Genomic DNA, 1039 nt, shown 5'->3' with positions numbered 1-1039 from the left:
TGGCGGCGTCGGTGAGGGTGAGGATGCCGGCGGTGTGGGCGGCGGTGATTTCGCCGAGGGAGTGTCCGGCGAGGTAGTGGGGGTGGATGCCCCAGTGGGTGAGGAGGTGGGTGAGGGCGGTTTGGAGGGCGAAGAGGGCGGGTTGGGTGTAGGTGGTTTGGTGGAGGAGTTGGGCGTGGTGGGTGTTGGGGGTGGCCCACATGATGTCGCGGAGGGGGTGGTCGAGGTGGGGGTCGAGGGCGTCGCAGGTGTTGTTGAGGGCGTGGGCGAAGGTGGGGAAGGTTTCGTAGAGTTGGCGGCCCATGCCGGGGTGTTGGGCGCCTTGGCCGGAGTAGAGGAAGGCGATTTTTCCTGGTTTGGCGCGGCCGGTGATGAGGTTCACGTTTGTCCAGGCGTTGCTGCCGTTGCTGCCGTTGCTTGAGCGGGTGGGGAGGCCGTTGGGGCTGTCCACGCCGGTGCCTTCGCCGTTGCTTTCGTTGGTGCCGCCGTTGACGGTGGCGGTGTTGGCCCCCACGTCGCTGCCGCCGCCCGTGCCGTTGCCGCTGCCCTTGCCGTTGGTGGTGGTGAGGTGGCGAAGGGCTTGGTGGAGGTCGTCGGGGGTGGCGGCGAGGATGACCGCGCGCTGCTCCAGGTGGGCCCGGGTGGTGGCGGCTGACAGGGCGAGGTCGTGGAGGGGGAGGTCGGGGTGGGTGGTGAGGTGGTCGGTCAGGCGGGCGGCTTGGGCGGCGAGGCTGACCTGGTCGCGGGCCGACAGGGTGATCGGCACCAACGGTAGGGAGGGTGAAGCCTCGACACTCGTGGCCGTGTTCGTGAGGGCGGGTTGGGGGGCTTGTTCGAGGATGAGGTGGGCGTTGGTGCCGCTGATGCCGAAGGAGGAGACGGCGGCGCGGCGGGGCTGGTCGGCTCGGTTGGGCCATTGCCGGGCCTGCTGGAGGAGGCGGATCTGGTCCTGTTCCCAGTCGACGTGGGTGGTGGGGGTGGTGATGTGCAGGGTCTGCGGGAGGAGCCCTTCGCGGGCGGCCAGGACCATCTTGATCAC

At 69.4% G+C, this 1039-nt stretch carries 1 protein-coding gene; it reads right to left on the bottom strand.

Annotated features, from left to right (window positions below; all coding sequences use genetic code 11):
• Positions 1-1039, bottom strand: a 1039-nt coding sequence (locus ACIBQ1_RS61870; protein WP_397292898.1) for an acyltransferase domain-containing protein, incomplete at both ends; no start/stop codon positions are given.

This window comes from Nonomuraea sp. NPDC050153 (genome assembly GCF_044460125.1).
Classification (GTDB): domain Bacteria; phylum Actinomycetota; class Actinomycetes; order Streptosporangiales; family Streptosporangiaceae; genus Nonomuraea.
Note: the sequence above shows the minus strand (reverse complement) of the source record. Positions and strands in the feature narration are given on the sequence as shown.